Origin of the sequence: Daejeonella lutea (assembly GCF_900168015.1) — a bacterium.
In the GTDB taxonomy this organism is placed as follows: Bacteria; Bacteroidota; Bacteroidia; order Sphingobacteriales; family Sphingobacteriaceae; genus Daejeonella; species Daejeonella lutea.
In genome coordinates, this window is sequence record NZ_FUYR01000003.1 from 189176 (window position 1) to 206524 (window position 17349).

At 42.7% G+C, this 17349-nt stretch carries 14 protein-coding genes; 13 read left to right on the top strand and 1 reads right to left on the bottom strand.

The genetic code is table 11. The annotated features are described in order from the left end of the window. The first annotated feature begins 109 nt into the window (after positions 1 to 109). From B5X60_RS14445 to B5X60_RS14505, 13 genes are all read left to right on the top strand, one after another. Positions 110 to 484 carry a transmembrane 220 family protein gene (locus tag B5X60_RS14445; RefSeq protein ID WP_079703431.1) on the top strand — a complete coding sequence of 125 codons (375 nt, stop codon included), beginning with the start codon at positions 110 to 112 and terminating at the stop codon, positions 482 to 484. 220 nt (positions 485 to 704) lie between these two features. Continuing rightward, positions 705 to 1562 (top strand): EboA domain-containing protein, encoded by an 858-nt coding sequence (locus B5X60_RS14450; protein ID WP_079703432.1) that lies wholly within the window; start codon positions 705 to 707, stop codon positions 1560 to 1562. Between the two features lie 85 nt (positions 1563 to 1647). After that, the gene (locus B5X60_RS14455) at positions 1648 to 2634 is read left to right on the top strand and encodes a TatD family hydrolase (RefSeq protein WP_079703433.1); all 987 of its coding nucleotides are present in this window, start codon (positions 1648 to 1650) and stop codon (positions 2632 to 2634) included. Beyond that, on the top strand, positions 2635 to 3516 hold the full coding sequence (gene eboC / locus B5X60_RS14460; protein WP_245803533.1) for a UbiA-like protein EboC: 882 nt from the start codon (positions 2635 to 2637) through the stop codon (positions 3514 to 3516). Between the two features lie 66 nt (positions 3517 to 3582). After that, positions 3583 to 4728, top strand: a complete 1146-nt coding sequence (locus B5X60_RS14465) for a 3-dehydroquinate synthase (protein WP_079703434.1) — start codon at positions 3583 to 3585, stop codon at positions 4726 to 4728. Next, positions 4728 to 5936, top strand: a complete 1209-nt coding sequence (gene eboE, locus B5X60_RS14470; protein WP_079703435.1) for a metabolite traffic protein EboE — start codon at positions 4728 to 4730, stop codon at positions 5934 to 5936. Before B5X60_RS14465 ends, eboE begins: the two co-directional genes overlap by 1 nt. A gap of 1 nt (position 5937) precedes the next feature. Next, entirely contained in the window at positions 5938 to 7293 is a 1356-nt protein-coding gene (locus tag B5X60_RS14475) for an alkaline phosphatase family protein (RefSeq protein WP_079703436.1), read from the top strand. A gap of 100 nt (positions 7294 to 7393) precedes the next feature. After that, positions 7394 to 7960 (top strand): RNA polymerase sigma factor, encoded by a 567-nt coding sequence (locus B5X60_RS14480; protein ID WP_170878465.1) that lies wholly within the window; start codon positions 7394 to 7396, stop codon positions 7958 to 7960. A gap of 115 nt (positions 7961 to 8075) precedes the next feature. Further along, the gene (locus B5X60_RS14485) at positions 8076 to 9119 is read left to right on the top strand and encodes a FecR family protein (protein ID WP_079703438.1); all 1044 of its coding nucleotides are present in this window, start codon (positions 8076 to 8078) and stop codon (positions 9117 to 9119) included. 97 nt (positions 9120 to 9216) lie between these two features. Further along, a complete protein-coding gene (locus tag B5X60_RS14490; protein ID WP_079703439.1) occupies positions 9217 to 12606 on the top strand; it encodes a SusC/RagA family TonB-linked outer membrane protein in 3390 nt (1129 codons plus the stop codon). A gap of 21 nt (positions 12607 to 12627) precedes the next feature. After that, complete coding sequence (locus B5X60_RS14495) at positions 12628 to 14076, top strand: RagB/SusD family nutrient uptake outer membrane protein (RefSeq protein ID WP_079703440.1); 1449 nt, start codon at positions 12628 to 12630, stop codon at positions 14074 to 14076. Between the two features lie 188 nt (positions 14077 to 14264). After that, a complete protein-coding gene (locus B5X60_RS14500; protein ID WP_079703441.1) occupies positions 14265 to 15542 on the top strand; it encodes an amidohydrolase/deacetylase family metallohydrolase in 1278 nt (425 codons plus the stop codon). Between the two features lie 112 nt (positions 15543 to 15654). Continuing rightward, positions 15655 to 16101 carry a c-type cytochrome gene (locus B5X60_RS14505; RefSeq protein ID WP_079703442.1) on the top strand — a complete coding sequence of 149 codons (447 nt, stop codon included), beginning with the start codon at positions 15655 to 15657 and terminating at the stop codon, positions 16099 to 16101. A 48-nt stretch (positions 16102 to 16149) separates the two neighbouring features. Here the strand turns inward: B5X60_RS14505 and dinB are convergent, their stop codons facing one another. Continuing rightward, positions 16150 to 17301: a DNA polymerase IV gene (dinB, locus tag B5X60_RS14510; protein WP_079703443.1), complete on the bottom strand. Its 1152-nt coding sequence runs from the start codon at positions 17299 to 17301 to the stop codon at positions 16150 to 16152. Positions 17302 to 17349 lie beyond the last annotated feature (48 nt).

Consider the following 17349-nt stretch of genomic DNA (forward strand, 5'->3'; position numbering starts at 1 on the left):
AAATTTTCAGTCCTTAATCTAATTAACCGAAATATATGCTTTGCTAGTTAATCATTGCAAATTTATCCGGGAGAACATTCTATCTTCGGTTTATTAAAGGTCTAATTAAATGTTTCTGATCATACTTAATATCCTTTTCTGCCTATCATTTCTTCTTTTTGCGTGGTTTAATCTCAATGACGGAGATTCCTGGCTTTGGGTTCCCATTTATGTTGCCGCAGCCTTATGTTGTGGTCTCGCAGCTTATGGACTGTATTACCCGGCGGTTTATATTGTCCTTATCACGTTTTATTTAGCCTATGCTTTGATGTTGTTTTTTGCAAAGGATGGTGTTAGAGACTGGGTAATTAAATACAAGCAGCCGAGTATCACCGAAAGCATGCAGGCAACCAAACCTTACATTGAGAAAACCAGGGAATTCTTCGGCCTGCTTATCGTTGCAGCAGCACTTGCTATCAATTTTTTTACAGTACCGGGTTTGTAGGATTAATAAATCATTTTTGACAATTTCAAATTAAAACGGCCTTGAGTATGCTTATAATGGCCACTATTGGAATCTCTTAATCTGCGGTAAGCTCTTTTCCCGAGAGACCTAGTCATTCAAGTTTCGTTATCGAATCTGATTGAGCATCTTCCATTCAAATTGTAATTTGTTTTTGCTAATTTTCGCAAGTTAAAGCTGTAACCAGGGATAATTCAATAACATGTTTGATTACGATGCAGAAAGATTACGTGGTGTCATGGTGGAAATTGCCCGTTCAAATATTTCCTCCGACGCCTGGGATTGGCTTCATGAGAAAATTAGTTTAAGCGAAATTTCCAGTATCAATTCGATATTTTCAAGGATGCCGAGAATGACTGGCAAAGATGCCGTGCGTGTCAGTCCATCTGACGCAGAAAGCTTGGAAGATTTGAAGCCAGGATTTGGGCTGGTGAATTGGACAGCAGACAGACTTGGGCGCGTATGTTTATTAATGCATATCGACCCATCAGACAAGGAAAGGTATTTGAAAACCGTTGAGGATCTTTTTCTCGCTGCTGAAATGGGGGAGCTCGTAGCTCTGTACTCCGCCCTGCCCTTATTGGCTTACCCAGAACATTGGAAATTTCGATGTGCTGAAGGAATTAGGAGTAATATGGCCAATGTGTTGGAAGCGATAATGTACGCAAATCCGTATCCTGCAAAGTATCTTGATGAAAGCGCCTGGAACCAATTGGTGATGAAAGCCTTTTTTACAGAAAAAGATATTAAACGTATAAACGGCTTTGATGAACGGGCTAATGCAGAGCTTGCCCGCATTCTTTCAGATTATGCTCATGAACGCTGGGCAGCTGGCCGGAGTGTGAATCCTCTTTTATGGAGAGCGACATCTGGATTTATAGATCAACAGATTAAAGATGATCTCGGAAAAGTTTTGTCGGATGGTGACCTCAGAGAAAGGAAAGCTGCTGCGCTCACAATTTTTAAATCAAATTCGCCTGAGGCAAAAGGGCTTTTGAAAAATTACGCCGACTTAGTATCAGATATCGAGAATAAGAAATTAACCTGGGACACGCTGTGAACGAGATCTCGCAACTTGCCTCCCGATACCTGAGCAGGCAAAAAACAGTTATTATTAAGTTAATTCGCCATTAGAAAATACGAGTATGTGCTGCACTCACTCATTTGAAGATCGAAAACCAGCTACAGTTCCTGCTGAAAAGCTTGATCTGGAAGCTGTTCAGGGGATGAAATTTTTTGATCCTCATGTTCACATGACATCACGAACTACAGACGATTACCAGGCTATGGCAGATTCTGGTATAGTGGCTTTGATTGAACCAGCTTTCTGGCTCGGCCAGCCGCGAACGGGGATAGATAGTTTCAGGGACTATTACAGTAGTTTGATTGGTTGGGAACGATTCCGCTCCTCTCAATTTGGGATTAAACACTATTGCACTATAGGACTTAACTCACGCGAAGCAAATAACGAGAAGCTGGCAGAAGAGGTAATGGAATTGCTTCCCCTTTTTATTTATAAAGAGGGTGTTGTAGGGATTGGAGAAATTGGTTTCGATGATCAGACTGCAGCTGAGGAGAAATACTACCGGGCACAACTGGAACTTGCTAAAGAATCTGGTTTACCTGTTCAGATCCATACACCACACAGGGATAAGAAAAAAGGAACGCAGCGCAGCATGGACATAGCCATCGAGCATGGACTGGATCCTTATAAAGTTATTGTTGATCATAACAATGAGGAAACTGTTAAAGAAGTGCTTGACAAAGGGTTTTGGGCGGCATTTACAATTTATCCATTTACCAAAATGGGTAATGAGCGCATGGTTGAGGTCGCGAAACAGTATGGACCTGAAAGGATCATGATCAACTCTGCGGCTGATTGGGGGATAAGTGACCCATTGGCGGTACCAAAGACAGCAGCTTTAATGAAGATAAAAGGGATTGGTGATGAGGCAATAAAGTTGATCACCTACTCCAACGCGATAAAGGCGTTTGCACAAAGCGGGCAGATAGATGAGAAGGATTTCGTTAATTCTGCATCCGTAGATCAAAGTCAGAAATTCGAGGGAAATACAGTGCTTCGCGGTGGACAGCAGCCACGTACTAATAAATCCTCTATTATCATTAGTTAGGTGGGCAAAATTCATACCTACCTGCGCTTAATGCGCCCGGCTAACGTCGTAACCTCTATTGCAGATGTACTTGCAGGGATCGCAATTTCCGGATATTTTTTGAATGGGAACATAAATTACATTTCAGTTTTTCTCTTATGTTTCTCAACAGCCTGCTTGTATGCTGGAGGAATAGTTTTTAATGATATTTTTGACGCCGACCTCGATAAAATCGAACGTCCTGAGCGTGCAATTCCAAGTGGTGCTATAACCATCAGAGAAGCTTGGCTCATTGGTTCATCACTTCTTGTCATCGGCGTTTTTTCCGCCGTGGAATTCAGGTTGTTCTCAGGTATTATCGCTTTTGCGATTGCTGTTGCGGCATTGCTTTACAATAAGTTTACCAAGCATTCTTCGCTATTGGGACCTTTGAATATGGGTCTTTGCCGGGGATTGAATCTATGGCTTGGGTTAAGTATTCTATCATACAGTTTTAATCAATGGCAGATCCTGGGATTGATTCCGCTTATCTATATCTTTTCTATCACAATGATCAGTCAGGGCGAGGTTCATGGAGGAAATGTTAGAAAGCTTTATATCGGAGGGTTCTTGTATATTATTGTGATCTGTTTTATCCTGACGGCTTCACGCATCCAGGATAATATGCTTCTAACGCTTGTTTTTCTTCTGCCTTTTGCTTACATGATATTAACTCCGTTGTTCAATGCGATCGAAGATCCAATTGCCAAGAACATTGGAAAGGCAGTTAAAGCTGGAGTAATCTCCCTGATATTAATGGATGCAGCCTGGGCGGCAGCTTTTGGGTCGTACGTTGCAGCGGTGGCTATTGCTTGTCTTTTGCCAATTTCCATTTGGCTGTCAAAGCGTTTTGCCGTTACTTAGCATATAATTATTTATCATTTAAATTACAGGCTCATCCGTAAATAACGGCTCTGGTCCGCTCTTGATATGGAACACCTACAGCAGTCATTTACAATAAAATTCGAATACAAAGTTTATTTCACTTCACACTTATTTGAGGTTTCCAATAACATATTCAATGCCTTTCTTAATAATACTGGTTCACCTGAGATTCCCCGGAAAATTCTTTTTGTTATAGATCAGGGCGTTATTACTGCAAATAATGATCTTATATCCCAAATAAAAAATTATTTCGACCGTCACCAGACCGTTCAGCTTGTCAACGATTTTATTGTCATCCCAGGTGGTGAAATTGTAAAAAATGAAACCCGATATTTTGACGAGATTCTTGAGGCAGTTAACACGTATAAGATTGATCGTCAGTCCTACATCGCGGCAATTGGCGGTGGATCCGTACTCGACCTGGTCGGATATGCAGCAGCAGTATCTCACAGAGGTATCAAGCATATTCGTATCCCGACAACGGTGCTTTCCCAGAATGATTCAGGTGTTGGGGTGAAAAACGGAATAAACTACTTCGAGAAAAAGAATTTCCTGGGAACTTTTGCTCCGCCAATAGCAGTTTTTAATGATGACCAATATCTTAAAACATTGAGTTATCGCGATTGGCGTTCGGGTATTTCTGAAGCGATCAAAGTAGCTTTGATTAAGGATCCAGTCTTTTTTACATGGCTCGAAGAAAATGCTGCTGCCCTTGTTTCCCGTGACCTTAAAACGATGAACTACTTGGTTCACCGATGCGCTGAGCTACATATGCAGCATATCGCGGGTCGTGACCCTTTCGAAACCGGATCATCAAGGCCCCTGGATTTTGGTCACTGGAGTGCACATAAGTTAGAACAACTTTCGAATTTCGAAGTTTTACATGGCGAAGCTGTAGCGATGGGCATGGCATTAGATACCGCGTATTCAAACATGTGCGGGCGTTTGTCAGGTGGCGAAACCGATCGTATCATTAGCTTGTTGAAGGTCCTCGGTTTTGAAATAACACATCCTTTAATGGAGGTCGATGCAGATGACAGTGCAATATTGCGCGGGCTTGAAGAATTTCGCGAACACCTTGGAGGTAGACTAACCATCATGCTTCTTGATCGTATCGGTGTTGGAGCAGAGGTTCATGAAATAGATTACGAGTTGCTAAAACAAGCCGGGAAAAAACTTAAATCGTATTAATGAAACTGAGAGCTGGTCATCTAACTTATTGTACCAATATTCATGCTGGCGAATCATGGGGAAACCATTTTGAATCCCTCCGGGCTAATTTTCCGTTAATTAAGCAGCTGGTGTCACCGCATCAGCGGATGGGGATCGGTCTTAGGCTTTCAAATACTGCCAGCGTTGAGCTTCAAAATTCGGATAGACTGGCCGAGTTTAAGTCATGGCTTATAGAAAGCAATGCCTATGTTTTCACGATGAATGGATTTCCTTATGGCGACTTTCATCACGCAGTGGTAAAGGATCAGGTGCATGCCCCAGACTGGACTACCAAAGAAAGGGTTGATTATACACTCCGCATGTTTGATATCCTGGCTGAGCTGCTGCCTGAAGGTATCGATGGAGGGATATCCACATCACCTTTGAGCTATAGATATTGGCATCAGTCGTCTGAGAAATTGTCACGCGCTACGAGCACAGCCACAAGTAACATAATTTGCGTCCTGGAGAAATTAATTCAATTTAAGACAACTCATGGTACGGTAATGCATCTGGATATTGAGCCAGAGCCAGATGGTTTATTGGAAACCGGGAGGGAATTCATTGACTGGTACCAGAATGTGCTTCTCCCGGAGGCAAAAAATACCCTGGGAGGTAAACTTAGTATGTCCGCGGATGCGATAGATGAAGCAGTTAGAGAACATATTTGCCTCTGCTATGATGTTTGCCATTTCGCAATTGGATATGAACCCCATCAGGAGATACTTAATGAACTTGCGTCGAAAGATATGCGAATTGGAAAAATCCAGATAAGTGCTGCCTTAAAATCGGATTTGCCGGTAGATGTATCTTCCCGGAAGGCAATTTCAGAGGCATTCGAAAAATTCAATGAACCAACATATTTACATCAGGTAGTTGCAAGTACGAAATATGAGGAGCTTATCCGCTATCGTGATTTGCCACAGGCGTTGGATGATATTGAAAATCCGGAAGTGAATGAATGGCGGGCACACTTTCATGTTCCGGTTTTCTTGGAAGACCTGGGTATTCTTAAATCTACACAGTCTGATATCATAGAAGTATTAAGAATTCAAAATGCGAAATCTTTTACAGAACATCTTGAAGTGGAGACTTACACATGGGAGGTTTTGCCTGCATACTTAAAAGTCCCAATTCACCAGTGTATTGTCAGGGAACTAAATTGGGTGAAAGACGTTTTAGAATAAGATGAAAAAAACAGTTGTTATTGACGTTGTAGGTCTTTCTTCTTCAATAATTGGAGAACAGACCCCCTTCCTGAAAAAATACATGCACGGTAAATCTATGGTTAATATCGAGCCGGTATTGCCTGCGCTAACAACCACTGCGCAGTCTACATATGTAACCGGGAGATATCCGGATGCAACTGGGATTGTAGGCAATGGTTGGTATGACCACATTGATTGTGAGATCAAATTCTGGAAGCAGTCTAATAAACTTGTAGGTGCTGAAAAGATTTGGGAGAAGGCAAAGAAAGAAGATTCATCATTCACTTGCGCAAAAATGTTCTGGTGGTATAATATGTATTCATCAGCAGATTATGCCGTTACACCACGGCCTAATTATCTGGCCGATGGCCGTAAAATGCCAGACTGTTATTCACAACCTTCCGAGTTGCGGGATATCCTCCAGGAAAAGTTGGGCCAGTTCCCCTTGTTTCAATTCTGGGGACCCGGTGCTAACATTAAGTCGACGGAGTGGATAGCTGACGCTTCAGTACTTACTGATGAGTTATATGACCCAACGCTCACACTTATATACCTACCGCACCTTGACTATTGCCTTCAGAAATTCGGGCCGGATCTCTTAAAAATTTCTAAAGAGTTGAACGAGATCGACGAAGTAATTAAGAAGCTGGTCTTATATTATGAAGAGCGGGGAGCCGAAATATTGATATTGTCAGAATATGGGATTTCACCGGTAAGCAAACCGATTCATATTAACCGGTTCTTGAGAGAAAATGATCTTCTGAATATACGAGTTGAGAGGGGGCTTGAGCTCTTAGACGCGGGCGCTTCCAAAGCATTTGCAGTAGCTGATCACCAAATCGCTCATGTGTACATAAATGATAAGTCTGTTTCGGAAAAAGTAAGGTCATTGCTCGACACCGTGCCGGGGATTGAGCTAGTTCTTGATAAGGAGGGTCAAAAATCCCATCACCTTAACCATGAGCGTTCGGGCGACCTGGTTTTAGTGGCGGACAAAGACAGCTGGTTTACATATTATTTCTGGCTGGATGACTCTAGGGCTCCCGATTATGCAAGATGTGTCGATATTCATAAAAAGCCTGGCTATGACCCGGTGGAGATGTTCATGAGCTCCAAACTGCGGGCAGGATACAAGTTGTTAAAAAAGAAGACAGGATTTCGTTATGTAATGGATGTGATTCCTCTTGATGCTACCCTGATCAAAGGATCACATGGACGTACTAACATTGAAAGTCATTATAAGCCTGTGTTGATATCAAATGCCCGGTCCTTGCCGGACCAAATTGCCCCGACTCAGGTATTCGACGTTATTTGGTCGGCTTTAACTGGTGATTAATCATTAGTGAGAATCAACTTTTTTCAATTCTACCTACCTTGATGAGTATAATAATATATTTATTTAATTTTTTTAAATTAGCATAGCATACTTCAATAAGGTGAAAAAACAGTTTAAGGAGCTTCCTGGTATTGTTAAAAGGCTTGCCGAAGCAAGTTCGGAGGCTGCTTATCAGGAACTTTTTAATATTTTATATTCGCCGCTCAGAAAATTTGCATTTTGTATGCTTCACTCCAATGAAGAAGCGGAGGAAGTTGCAGAAGATGTACTGGTGACATTATGGCGCAAGCGCAAAACGCTTTCGGATATCAATAATATTCACGTATACGCACTGGTAATTGCTAAGAACTTATCTCTGAATATCCTTCAAAAAAGGTCCCGATACAATACGGCTTCATTGGATGAAATAGATGTCAGTTTTTGCTTTGATAATTCTACCCCTGAACAGATCATCATAGACAACGAGCTTAAAAAGCGACTTGAAAATGCTATTCAGTCCTTGCCTCCCAAATGTCAGCTAGTATTTAAACTCGCCAAGGAAAATGATTTGAGTTATAAAGAAATTGGAGAGGTTTTATCAATTTCTGTCAAAACAGTCGATGCACACCTTGTAGCAGCTACCCAGAAGCTCGCAAAAATATTTAAGGAAGAATTTCAGATTAAATGAGCTGGTAGTTCGGGAGCCGAATAACTTCTAAATAATTTACAGCTGCATTAAATTTTCAGATTGACTAGGGAGTTCCTCTAAATCTCATGTCCTTTTATCAAATGCCTTATTTTTAATGGACGAAAATAGAATCGTAGAATTATTAACCAGAAAGATTGCGGGTGAAGCCAGTGCCGAGGAGTTGGGGGAATTGTCATATCTCTTGACAAAATATCCGGATTCTGTGTATTATGAAGCCTTGCTGGAGCAAGTATGGGAAATTGGAAAGAAGGATGACATTGAGGATTTAGCCGGAGCATTCAAGAAGCATAAGTTTAAATTTAAGGATGACTTAAAGTTCAAATCATACAGTAATCTAAAGGAACTATTTAACAGACCAGCAGTTTTTGCGATAGCATTTGCATTTCTTTTTTTTTCAGCGGCAGCATTTATTCTAAATAAATACGACCAGCGTGTTCCAAAACAAAGGATAGAGATCATAGCCGGGAAGGGCGTGCGAAAGGAGATCAAGTTACCTGATGGCACCCTGGTTAGGCTTAATAGCGATAGTAAAATATCCTATGATCCGGATATGCTTAAGAATGATCAGCGTGAAGTAAAACTTACCGGCGAAGCATTCTTTAATGTTGCGCATGATGGAAATCATCCTTTCATAGCTACCACAAGCAAAGTTGCTGTAAGGGTTTTGGGCACTTCATTTAATGTTAAGGAGTATCCCGGAGAGCGGAAATCGGAAACAACACTTCTCCAAGGGTCAATTGAGTTGACCATTAATAATCGTTCCGATCAAAAGTTTCTTCTCAAGCCTTTAGAGAAATTTGCGCTGGTAGAAAAAAGCAGTAAGGCTGCTGCGACCAATAATAATTCTGTTCTGATGATTGAACATATCTCCCCCGTTAAACTTGGAAGTACTGAGTATATCAGTGAAACCTCCTGGGCAGAAAACAAACTTGTGTTTCAGAATGAATCTTTCGAAGACCTACTGCCAAAACTTGAGAGATGGTACAATGTAAAGATCGAGTTGAACGATACGAAAATCAAGTCATTTCGTTTTACCGGAATTTTTATAGACGAGAATGTTGTTGAAGCTCTTGAAGCAATGAAATTGATTAAACCCTTTAACTATAAACTCACTGCTAATGAAATAAAGATTTACTAAGCAAAAAAGCAGGAAATGCGCCAACATTCCCTGCCCTAAAAATCCAATCGTAGTTCGCACTACATATCAGATTATTAACCTTGTAATTCACAAAATTATGAAAAAAAAAGAACTATGCTACAAAGTTCTATTTCCTGAAATCTCGCAAAAAAAGCTCTTATTAATGTTAAACTGGACAATCATACTTACTTTTCTGCTTGTCTTGAAAGTGTCAGCAAACGGATATTCACAGAATGTGAGAGTGGATATTGATCTGCATGACGTAAAGTTCAAAAAAGCTTTTGCCATTCTTGAACAAAAAGCCAATATCCGGTTATTGTACAGCGAAGAGAATTTGCCGGAAGGGAAATACGTAAGCCTCTCCGTAAAGGATACCCCGGTTATGGATGTACTGGGAATGATCCTCAAAGATACTGATCTCAAGTATCGTGTGATGGAGAATGGCCTTGTGGTCATATCACCGCAGGGTAAAGAAGATAAAGACATAGTTATCCGCGGTCAGGTTACCGACTCAAAAGGGGAAACGCTGCCTGGGGTGAGTGTAAAAATCAAAGGTACTGCGATAGGGACCTCTACGGATGCTGATGGCAGATATACGCTGAATGTTCCGGACAACAGCACAATCGTATTTACTTATATCGGATTTTTGACCAAAGAAATATCCATCACGAATCAGAGTACAGTGGATGTGCGTTTAGAAGCTGACTCAAAATCCTTGGATGAGGTCGTAGTTATAGGATATGGCTCACAGAAAAGAAGTGAAATTACCGGAGCTATTTCTACTGTTGGTGGGAAGGATATTGCCACCATTACATCGGGTGGTGTACAAGAGGCACTTCAGGGACGTGCTGCAGGGGTAAATATCACCCCCACAAGCGGTCAGCCTGGTGGTGCCCTCGATATGAACATTCGGGGTGTTGCCACATTTGGAAACGGTAATCCTTTGTTTGTAATCGATGGTGTGCCCGTGCTTAGTGAAGGTACTAGCAGGAATTTCAACCCCATCGCTACGATATCTCCGGACAATATCGAGTCAATTCAGATCCTGAAGGATGCTTCAGCAGCTGCAATCTATGGTGCGAGAGCCGCAAACGGAGTAGTATTGATAACCACAAACCGCGGGGCCGCAGGAGAGAACAGAACGCAGGTCAAGATTTCCAGGGGAGTTTCCAATGTGGTGAACAAAATACCGATGATGACCTCCGCTCAATATATCCCATATGCTACTGAAGCTTACGTAAACAGTGGCCGCGCAATACCAGTTTCTTTTATTGAGCCCAATCTTTCGAAGAACTTAGCCAGGAGTACAGATTGGCAAAAGGAAGGGTTTAGTTCGGCCGTGTTGCAAAACTATTGGTTTGGCGTATCGGGCGGCAATGACAACGCAACCTATTCCTTTTCGTCTGGTTACCTGAATGAAGATGGAACTCTGCCGCAAAGCGGATTTGCACGTTATTCTGTCAATATTAACTCTGATTTTAAAATTGGAAAATTTCTGAAGATCGGGGAAACTCTCGGATTAAGCCGGGCAGTCTGGGATGGTACCTTTAACCAGGCTTCCTCACCAATGCGACAACTACTTCAGCAATCGCCAACTGTTCCTGTTTACCATCCGACGGATGACGGGGGCTTTGATGGTCCGCGGTTGGAGTATTCCCCAGTAGGCCGTGCTAATACGATCGGGGATTTTACCCTTTTTGAAAACTACCGTAAGCAGAATAAAGTGCTGGGTAATGTCTATGCAAACATCGACATCTTACCAGGCCTTTCGAATCGAACAAGTGCCGGAGGTGAGTTTTCCCTGGATCGCACTTTTTCATTTACGCCTACTTATGTCATGGGCGATCGGGTCAACGCACTGGCAATTCTTTCAGAAGGGCGTGGAGATGAAAATGTTTATCTACTTGAGAATATTACGACCTATAAGAAGACTTTTAATGAAGTTCATGCATTGACTGCACTGGTAGGATTTACCCAGCAGGAAGCCTGGTCTACAGGTACAAATGTGGGTGTAAGGACTTTCGCCAGTAACGATCTACGTACCGTTGCTGCGGGTTTCGAACAGAGAAGTATCGGTGGCAACGAAACAGGTTGGGCGATCCAATCTCAGATTGGACGATTAAACTACAGTTTCGATAATAAATATAACATCATGGCTGTTGTCCGTCGCGACGGTTCTTCCCGCTTCGGAAGTAATAACCGGTATGGGGTATTTCCTTCGATTTCAGGAAGCTGGGTAGCAAGTAATGAATCTTTCATGCAAAAGTCTCCCGCATTTTCCAACCTGACCTTACGAGCCAGCTATGGACAGGTGGGCAGCCAGGATGTGAGTGATTTCGCTCAATACGCAACTATTGCTTCAGGAGTGAATTATATTTTTGGTACGGGGCAGGCACAGATACCCGGCTCAACTTATTTAAACAGCGGTAACTCAAATCTAAGATGGGAGGTTACGACGCAAACAAATGTCGGCCTTGATCTGGGATTCCTGGATAACCGACTGTCATTTGTAATGGACTACTATATCAAAAATACTGATGACATCCTTGTACAACTTCCTATTCCAACAACTTCGGGGATCAGAAGGACAAATGGTCCGTTTGTAAATGCGGGTTCATTGCAGAATAAAGGCTTTGAGTTTAGTGCGAACTACCAGAATAAGGCTCTCGGGGATTTCAGTTATAGTTTCTCAGGCAATATTTCGACAAATGAGAATAAGATAACATCTCTGAATTCCGGTCTGCCAATTTTTGCTCAACTCAATAGCGGTAAGCAGTCTGCCATAACTGTTACCCAGGAAGGCGGTGAGATTGGGGCATTTTATGGTTATGTGATGGAAGGGATCTTCAAAGATGCTGCTGATGTTGCCGCACATGCTTCTCAGCCTGGATCTGGACCCGGTGATGTAAAATTCAAGGATCTCGACGGGAATAAAGTAATTAATGCCCTGGATCAGCAAGTGATTGGAAGCCCGTCGCCGGATTTTGCATATGGCTTAAACACAAATCTCAAATACAAGAATCTGGACATGGTAATTTTCCTTCATGGGAAGCAGGGACAGGATCTATATAATTTAGTTTGGGCAGATTTGAATGAAGGAGAAGGCGATAATAATGCGACCACAGAAATGCTCCAGCGTTGGACTCCGACAAATCCGAGTTCTACTATTCCCAGGGCCGTTACGGGTAATCCAGGCCAAAATACCCGGCCATCTTCCAGGTTCATAGAAGATGGGTCATTCCTCCGGCTTCAGAACGTTCAGTTAGGTTATAATTTTTCTTCTTCCTTAGCGAAAAAGCTAAGTGCGCAACGAGTACGTGTTTATGTGTCAGGTCAAAACCTGCACACTTTCACCAAGTACAAAGGATTTAATCCGGAGATTGGAAAATTGACCGAAGGGTCCCGCAGTTCATTAACCAAGGGTATCGACTTCGCGATGTACCCACTTCCAAGAACATTTGAGGCGGGTATTCAGGTTGATTTTTAATTATAAGAAAGGAGAAATTACATGAAAACCACTATAAAATCATTCATCGTATTATTATCAGTCCTGGCTCTTGCCGGATGCAACAAAGATTTTCTGGATGTTGAACCACCTAGTTCGCTTACCGGGAACTCATATTTCCGAAATGCTACGGACGCAGAAGCTTCAATCGCAGCAGCCTACAAGCCTCTTCAATCGACCGGTAATCTTGCAAAGATTACCGAAGCTCCGCTAGAGGATATAGTTATTTTTAATACACAAGGCTTAAACCTCGACTCGTGGAGCTTTGACGCCAATGATGCAATAATCGATGACGTATGGCAAAATGCGTATGAAGGAGTGTTCCGTGCAAATGTTGTTCTCGGGCAAGTGCCCAAGATCAGTATGCCTGATGCGCAGAAAAACAGGATACTGGGAGAAGCCAGGTTCTTGCGGGCTTATTATTACTTTCAATTAGTCACTAACTTTGGAGATGTGCCCCTGGTAAAGGAAGCTGATCCTGCTGATCCATCAAAAGCGGCATTAGCAAGAAGCCCACAAACGGAGGTTTATACGTTTATTGTAGATGATCTCAAACAGGCTGAAACCCTATTGCCAGCACAGTCTGCTTATGCTGCGGCAGATATTGGACGCGCTTCTAAAGGGGCAGCTCAGGCGTTATTGGGTAAGGTTTATCTCTATCAGAAAAATTACCCACTTGCCGAGTCAACTTTGAATACAGTGATTAACACTGGGGGGTATTCACTTGTGCCTAATTTCGCTGATCTGTTGATTAAGGATAATAATTCAGAATCAATCCTGGAGGTTCAATTTGCAGATCTGCCTGGTCAGGGTACGGCACGCATCACCAATGATTATCCTCAGGGACAGGGCGGCTTCGCTAATTTGTTGCCGTCTCAAAGCCTTGTAGACGCGTTTGAAAACTATTCAGGTCCAACAGCTATCAACGGAAAAGACCCGAGATTATTCCACTCTATTTTTCGTGATCAGGATCCCTATGATGCGGTATCTCCACGGTTCCTGAAAGCATGGACCCCAACCGGCTACGCCCGCAGAAAGGGAATGTTTCCCGTGATCAGAACGAATAATGGGAATCTGGGGATTAATTTTCCTTTAATAAGACTTGCTGATGTGCTGTTAATGTATGCTGAAGCGGCTAATGAAAATAATCATCCGGCAGATGCAATCAATGCAATTAATAAAGTCAGGGCCCGGCCTACCGTTGCCATGCCACCACTTCCTGCACCTGGATATCCGGTTGGAACGAAACAAGAGATTTTTAATGCAATAGTGCACGAAAGGAGAGTAGAACTGGCCTTCGAGTATCATCGCCTGAATGATCTTCGCCGGTGGGGACTTGCAGCTGCTACCCTGGGATCATTAGGGTACACTGATCCAAAGCACAAATATTTTCCGATACCGCAGCAGGAGATCAATACAAATCCCAAGCTGGTCCAGAATCAGGGATATTAATTCTCTGCTTGATCATGAATCACCACAGGAACCTGTCCCGACGCCAGTCTGGATGGGTTTCTTAACTTTCCTGGTCAACTTATACCAGTGAAAAAATTACAGTCTAAAGCTCTAGTTTTTTCAAATTTTTTAATAACATTTAGACTTAAGAATTTAATGCTCAAATGTTATTTAACAGCCTTTAAATCATGAAGATAAAGAACTTACTAATCCTTGCTTTCTGTTTGTTAAGCATCCATTCGATTGCGCAGGACGCCCAGCCTGCTTACGCCATAATTATAAAAGGTGGTCACGTGATGGATCCTAAAAATAATATTGATGGGGTTATGGATGTGGCAATCAACAAGGAAGGCAAAATTGCAGCCGTGTCAAAAAACATCGATGCTAAATCTGCTGCAAGGGTTCTGGATGCTAAGGGCCTCCTTGTTATTCCAGGAATAATAGATATGCATACACATAATTTTGCTGGAGTTGAACCCGACCGGTATTTGAGAAATAGCTACTATGCAAACATGCCTGATGGCTTTACATTTCGTGTTGGTGTTACCACCGTGGTTGATGCTGGTAGCGCCGGATGGAAAACCTTTGAAAAATTTAAAGATCAGACCATCGACAGATCAAGAACGCGGGTCTTGTCTTTCTTGAATATCGTGGGCGAGGGTATGCCTGGAGGTGCTTTTGAGCAAAGTAATGAAGACATGGATGCACGTAAATCTGCAGAGATGGCTACAAAATACCGCAACCTTATCGTTGGTTTCAAAGTGGCACACTATAACAAGCCAGACTGGGTGCCAATTGACCGGGCCATTGAGGCAGGAAAGATGGCAGGTAACCTGCCTGTGATTGTCGACTTTGGGGGTGGAGGATTGTCGCTGGAGGAGTTAACAATGAAGAAATTCCGCCCAGGTGATATTTATACGCATACCTATGGCGGTGGCGGCTCAGGCCGTGAAGCAATTACAGATGAAGCTACTAAACAGCTGCGGCCTTTCGTATTTGAAGCACAGAAAAGGGGTGTGATCTGGGACGTTGGCCATGGTGCTGCGAGCTTCTCTTTCGCACACGCTATACCAGCGAGTAAAGCGGGTTTTTGGCCTGATGTCATCAGCACGGATCATCATGGGGGCAGTATGAACTCTGCGATGAAGGATATCCTAAATGTTATGACTAAAATGAGAGCCCTGGGAATGAGTGTTCCTGCAATTATAAAGTCAGTTACCTGGAAGCCTGCTCAGGTTATACACCATGAAGAACTGGGTAATTTATCGGTTGGCTCAGAAGGCGACGTGACCGTTCTTCGGATTCGTAAGGGGAAATTCGGTGTATATGACCAGATGGGGCAGAAGGTGCCCGCTAAAGAGAAGTTTGAAGCCGAGGCTACAATTAAAGGCGGAAGAGTTTTCTACGACTTGAATGGGCTTACTACACCAATCCCGCGGGTGGCAAACGGGCTTCCAGCTCTCTAGTAGTCTAAAATATTATTAAGGTATTATCAAACTGAAAAATAAGGGTGCAGAAAAATCTTCTGTACCCTATTTCGTTATTATCTTATGATCTGTTCCTCTAGAGTGGCCCTGGATGTATAATCAGAAACTGTTGATAGTTTTGGCAGCCGGCTTATGTACTTTATCTTTTTCTATAAAGGATATTAAGGTGCAGGAGCCGTGGATAGCTCCTGCTTATGCTGATACTCTTGTTAGCCCGTATCTTATCGAGCCATTGACTTTACCGCAGGGCCAGGAAGTCTACACCATTTACTGTGCCTCATGCCACGGCCACCAGGGCAATGCCGACGGATCTGCAACAAAGGATCTGAAAGTTAAGCCCCCCAAATTCCAGGATAAAAAAGTAAGCAGTCAGACTAATGGGGCTATATTTTGGAAGATTCGGGAAGGGCGAGGGGGAATGCCTTCGTTTAAGGACCGTCTTTCTGAAGAGCAAAAATGGCAGATGGTTGAATACATAAGAGACATTTCCAAGCCATTTGACCAGCAGCTTAATCCATTAAAGACCCGTCAACATTAATTTAAATCGATCCCTTTCGGAAGTTAATACTTGTTGCCTTCCCAGCCTTCAAAAGCGTAGACCAATTGTTGAAGCTAGCTTTACCGACTTTTCGCCAAAACGATTACGGATTTTGTCCATGGCCTGATATAAGTTGTATCGTTCTTCTGATGCACTGTAAAGGCCAATCTGCTCATGTCCGCTCACTAGATCTGAAAGGCGTACCCCAACCAATCTAAGTAAAGTTTTATGATCATAAGCTTTGTCAAAAAGTTCTTTTGCTCTGGTAATTAAAAGGGAATCGAGTGAGGTATATGGAATCTTTATTTGCTGTGTATGGGTTTCGAAATTTGAATATCGGATAGTAACCGTGATGCAGGATGTGAGTTTCTTCTGCGAACGCAGCTGATAGGTAAGTTCCGTTACCATTGACGTCAGCAGCTGCTTAATGCGTTCAGTGTCGATCGTGTCGGTATGAAACGTGCTTTGAGTGCCTATTGATTTCCGTTCACGGTAAGAACTGACCGGGGAATCATAAACACCATTTGCTTTTTTCCAAAGCTCAGTCCCTACTACACCGAAGAAATCGTTTAGCTCATCCCTTGAGATCTGTGCCAGCTGACCAATAGTAAACACGCCGCGTTCAGTGAGTTTGCTAAATGCTGACTTCCCCAATCCAGGAATCTTTTTTATGGATAAGGGCTGAAGAAAGGCCGGTACATCAGCTCTTTTCACCTCCAGTTCCCCATTGGGTTTAGATTCATTTGTGGCCATTTTAGCCAGCGTCTTGTTGCAGGAGAGACCAAAGGAAAGGGGAAGGCCAGTTTCTTTTGTGACTGTCTGTCGTAGCTCCTGCGCAAATCGCATCGTATTATGAAAGCGGTCCATCCCCGTCATGTCAATGTAGTGTTCATCAATTGAAGCCTTTTCCAGGACAGGAACTCTCTCACGTAAAATATCCGTAACCATGTGAGAGTATTTGCTGTAATCTTCCATATTACCGCGTACAAATATTGCATGAGGGCATAAGCGTGCAGCGAGCCTTGATGGCATGGCAGAATGAACACCATATTTCCGCGCTTCGTAACTGCAGGAAGTAACAACACCCCGCCCAGAACTTCCGCCCACGATAACAGGTTTGCCTACCAGGCTTGGATCTTTAAGAAGCTCTACAGAAACAAAAAAAGCATCCTGATCGATGTGAATGATCTGTTTGTCCATTGTGTGCACAATACTTGACTGTAAATATATACTAATAATATTAGTAAC

Coding starts and splice junctions, on each gene's coding strand:
- B5X60_RS14465 (WP_079703434.1), top strand. CDS start 3,583: ATGGAACACCTACAGCAGTCATTTACAATAAAATTCGAATACAAAGTT.
- eboE (WP_079703435.1), top strand. CDS start 4,728: ATGAAACTGAGAGCTGGTCATCTAACTTATTGTACCAATATTCATGCT.
- B5X60_RS14455 (WP_079703433.1), top strand. CDS start 1,648: ATGTGCTGCACTCACTCATTTGAAGATCGAAAACCAGCTACAGTTCCT.
- B5X60_RS14475 (WP_079703436.1), top strand. CDS start 5,938: ATGAAAAAAACAGTTGTTATTGACGTTGTAGGTCTTTCTTCTTCAATA.
- B5X60_RS14505 (WP_079703442.1), top strand. CDS start 15,655: ATGTATAATCAGAAACTGTTGATAGTTTTGGCAGCCGGCTTATGTACT.
- B5X60_RS14495 (WP_079703440.1), top strand. CDS start 12,628: ATGAAAACCACTATAAAATCATTCATCGTATTATTATCAGTCCTGGCT.
- B5X60_RS14500 (WP_079703441.1), top strand. CDS start 14,265: ATGAAGATAAAGAACTTACTAATCCTTGCTTTCTGTTTGTTAAGCATC.
- B5X60_RS14450 (WP_079703432.1), top strand. CDS start 705: ATGTTTGATTACGATGCAGAAAGATTACGTGGTGTCATGGTGGAAATT.
- dinB (WP_079703443.1), bottom strand. CDS start 17,301: ATGGACAAACAGATCATTCACATCGATCAGGATGCTTTTTTTGTTTCT.
- B5X60_RS14490 (WP_079703439.1), top strand. CDS start 9,217: ATGAAAAAAAAAGAACTATGCTACAAAGTTCTATTTCCTGAAATCTCG.
- B5X60_RS14445 (WP_079703431.1), top strand. CDS start 110: ATGTTTCTGATCATACTTAATATCCTTTTCTGCCTATCATTTCTTCTT.
- B5X60_RS14485 (WP_079703438.1), top strand. CDS start 8,076: ATGGACGAAAATAGAATCGTAGAATTATTAACCAGAAAGATTGCGGGT.